Genomic DNA, 3,257 nt, shown 5'->3' with positions numbered 1-3,257 from the left:
GGTGGGCGACGGTGCGATGCAGATGAACAACATGGCCGAGCTGATCACCGTTGCCAAATACTGGCGGCAATGGGCGAGCCCGAAGTGGATCTGCGCGGTGTTCAACAACGAGGACCTCAATCAGGTGACGTGGGAGCAGCGGGTGATGGAGGGCGACCCCAAGTTCGAGGCGTCGCAAAGCATTCCGGACGTGCCGTATCACTTGTTCGCCATCTCCATTGGCCTCAAAGGGATTTTTGTCGATCGTGACGAAGATGTCGCCGCCGCCTGGGAGCAGGCGCTGGCCTCGGAGGTGCCGGTGCTGATCGAATTCAAGACCGACCCGAACGTGCCGCCGCTGCCGCCGCACATCAAGCTGGAACAGGCGAAAAAATTCGCCACGACCTTGCTCAAGGGCGATCCGGATGAGGCCGGCATCATCGTGCAAGCCGCCAAACAAGTCTTGAGTTCGGTGCTGCCGGGCAAAAAATAAGCGGATAAACCCATAGCGCTCATCCCCTGTGGCGAGGGAGCGTGCTACCTCGCCACAGGCCCGGCTCAACCGAAGGACGTTTCATTGATCCGCAACTCCGCACACAGCCCACCCTGTGGCCGGTTGTACAACTGCAAGGTGCTGCCGATCTTGCTGACGATCATCTGCACAATTGCCAGGCCCAACCCGGCGCCGTTGGCATGGCCGTGACTATAAAAGCGCTCGAACAGTCGCGCGTAGTCGAGTTCGTTGATGCCGGGGCCAGCGTCTTCGACGCTGATGTACACCGCGCCGGAGTCTTGCGGCTGCACCTGCACGCGCACCTCGCTGCCGGGCGGGGCGAAGTTCAGCGCGTTGGTAACCAGGTTCTGCAGGGCAATGGCCAAGGCCACAGGGTCGGTTTCAACCGGGCAGTGGTGGTCGCTGTCGAGGATCAGTTCTATATCCTTTTCCAGCGCCAGCGGCGCCAGTTCGGCAAGCTCCTCGCGCACCAGTGCGGTGAGTTCCACGGGGCTTTTTTCCGGATGGGCCAGACGCGGTTCGATCCGCGCCATGGTCAGCAACTGGCTGGCGATCCGTGTGGCGCGATCCACCGCGCTGACCAGAAATTCCAGCGCCTCCTCGCGTTGTTGCGAGGTGCCGGCGAGCTGCGCGTTTTGCGCATGGATGCGCAGGATCGCCAGTGGCGTGCGCAGTTCATGGGCGGCATCAGCGATAAAGCGTCGCTCCCGCGCCAGCAGATTGTCGATCTGCTGCAACAAGCGGTTGAGCGCGGTTTGCATCGGTTCGAGGTCGTGGGGCAGGGGGCTCAGGTTCAGCGGTTTGAGGGTTTCGGTATCACGCCCGCGAATGGTTTGCGCCATCCTGCGCAAGGGCTGCAGTCCCCAGCCGATGGTCAGCCAGATCAACGCCGCCAGCGCCGGCACACCGATCACGCTCGGCCATAGTGTGTGGCCGACGATCCGCTCGATCAGGTCCTGACGAACGTCGTCGCGCTCGCCGACCCAGATCAACAACCCTTGCTGCGAGTCCTTGAGCAGAAACGCACACCAGTCGCGGCCGTTTTCCATCAGGTCGTGGGAACCGAGGGTGGTCGGCGGCGCATTCAGTTCCGGCGCTTCGGCCGAACGCATCAACAATTGCCCATCACTGCGCCAGACCTGAAACGTCAGCCGCGTTTCGTACGGATGCGCCGCTTCCCCATCGCCGACCCGGCTCATCGCCTCATCGAAGGCCTGATACAGGCGCTTCCAGTCGTTGTCGCCCGGCGCGCGTTGCGCCAGTACGCCTTGCAGCAGGCGCGCACTCTGCGCCAGTTGGGCGTCGTAGACTTCTTCGATTTCATGGTGGCTGTCGCGCAACACCAGCCAACTGATCAGCACATCGCCGATCAGCACCAGAATCAGTACGGGGACCAGAATTCGCGCGCGGATCGAAATCATGACTTGAGCTCCACGACATAACCGACGCCGCGCACGGTGCGGATCAGACCGGTCGAAAGCTTCTTGCGCAGGTTGTGAATCAGCACTTCCAGGGTGTTGCTCTCGACATGGTCCTGCCAGCCATATAGCGCCCGGGACAAGCGCTCGCGGGTGACCACCTTGCCGGGACGCGCCATCAGTTGATGGAGCAGTTGATATTCCATCGGTGTCACCACCACCTCGAGACCTTGCCAGGTGACTTGCTGGCTGACCGGGTCAAGGCATACGCCGGCATGTTCCAGCACCGGTTGGGCGCGGCCCTGACTGCGGCGCAGCAACGCACGAATGCGCGCCTTCAATTCATCGACGTCGAACGGTTTGATCAGGTAGTCGTCGGCCCCGGCATCGAGGCCGGCGATGCGTTCGGCGGTGCCATCGCGTGCGGTGAGAATCAGCACCGGCAGGTCCTGTTGTGCACCGCGCAGTTGTTGCAGCAGGGCCAGGCCATCAAGCCGTGGCAAGCCGAGATCAAGCAACAGCAGGTCGAAGCTTTCACTGTGCAGGGCGTGCAGGGCGCTGACCCCGTCCTGCAACCAGTCGAGGGTGTAGCCCTCGCTGCTCAAGGCAACACGAATGCCTTGTCCGAGGGCTTGATCGTCTTCAACCAGCAGCAGGCGCATGGGCGGTTCTCAGTGGGCAACAGGGGCGTTGATGGGCGGCATCATGCCGTTGCACAGGGCGCCGTGGCAGTCCGGCCGACGGGAAAGATGTAACCACTCGTTGCCAACTAAGCTTTCACTAAGGTTGCTTTTGCACAGTGAGGCCTTCCTCATCGAGCGAGAGTGTTTCCATGCGCAAACTTCTGCTGTTGTCCCTGATTGCCGCCAGCCCTTTGGCCGTCGCCGGCCCGCAATGCACCACCGCCGAGCGTTCGCAATGGCAAGACCAGAACGCCTTCCAGGCGCAACTCAAAGCCCAGGGTTACCAGATCAGCAAGTTCAAGGTCACTGATGGCAACTGCTACGAGATCTACGGTTTCGACAAGGACAAGCGCAAAGTCGAGATCTACCACGACCCGGTCAGCGGCAAAGCGGTCAAGACCGAGATCAAAGGCTGATGCCGAGCGCGTCCCTGCGCCTGTGGGATCCGCTGGTGCGGCTGTTTCACCTGTCCATCGCCAGCGTCTTCGTCGCCAATTACTTCTTCAATGAGGCGGGTGACGACTGGCATGTCTGGCTTGGCTATTACGCCATGGGCTGGCTGTTGCTACGGATCGTGTGGGGCTTCATCGGGCCGCGCAGTGCGCGTTGGGCGGACTTCTGGCCGACGCCGGCGCGCCTGTTGGCGCACGGGCGGTCGCTGAT

Annotated in this window: 4 protein-coding genes and 1 pseudogene; 3 read left to right on the top strand and 2 right to left on the bottom strand. The window is 62.0% G+C overall.

The genetic code is table 11. The features are described from left to right. Positions 1-472 (top strand): thiamine pyrophosphate-dependent enzyme (locus tag DBR24_RS00360; RefSeq protein ID WP_256591225.1); only part of this gene is annotated, 472 nt, incomplete at its 5' end. Between the two features lie 65 nt (positions 473-537). On the opposite strand, the gene DBR24_RS00355 is transcribed toward DBR24_RS00360, so the two are convergent. Then, positions 538-1,914: an ATP-binding protein gene (locus DBR24_RS00355; protein ID WP_123464274.1), complete on the bottom strand. Its 1,377-nt coding sequence runs from the start codon at positions 1,912-1,914 to the stop codon at positions 538-540. Next, the gene (locus DBR24_RS00350) at positions 1,911-2,573 is read right to left on the bottom strand and encodes a response regulator (protein ID WP_123464275.1); all 663 of its coding nucleotides are present in this window, start codon (positions 2,571-2,573) and stop codon (positions 1,911-1,913) included. The genes DBR24_RS00355 and DBR24_RS00350 overlap by 4 nt, the downstream gene beginning before the upstream one ends. 170 nt (positions 2,574-2,743) lie before the next feature. Here DBR24_RS00350 and DBR24_RS00345 point away from each other — a divergent pair, with 170 nt between their 5' ends. Together DBR24_RS00345 and DBR24_RS00340 are read left to right on the top strand one after the other, a co-directional pair. Next, complete coding sequence (locus tag DBR24_RS00345) at positions 2,744-3,010, top strand: PepSY domain-containing protein (protein ID WP_123464277.1); 267 nt, start codon at positions 2,744-2,746, stop codon at positions 3,008-3,010. Further along, a pseudogene (locus tag DBR24_RS00340) lies at positions 3,010-3,257 on the top strand (cytochrome B); the annotation flags it as partial. The gene DBR24_RS00345 and the pseudogene DBR24_RS00340, both read left to right, overlap by 1 nt.

It is taken from the genome of Pseudomonas sp. HMWF006 (assembly GCF_003061205.1).
Taxonomy (GTDB): domain Bacteria; phylum Pseudomonadota; class Gammaproteobacteria; order Pseudomonadales; family Pseudomonadaceae; genus Aquipseudomonas; species Aquipseudomonas monsensis.
This window is presented reverse-complemented; position numbering and strand designations above follow the sequence as displayed.

What these genes read in the sequence shown, in the direction of transcription:
- DBR24_RS00355 (WP_123464274.1), bottom strand. Translation starts at nt 1,914, where the DNA reads ATGATTTCGATCCGCGCGCGAATTCTGGTCCCCGTACTGATTCTGGTG.
- DBR24_RS00350 (WP_123464275.1), bottom strand. Translation starts at nt 2,573, where the DNA reads ATGCGCCTGCTGCTGGTTGAAGACGATCAAGCCCTCGGACAAGGCATT.
- DBR24_RS00345 (WP_123464277.1), top strand. Translation starts at nt 2,744, where the DNA reads ATGCGCAAACTTCTGCTGTTGTCCCTGATTGCCGCCAGCCCTTTGGCC.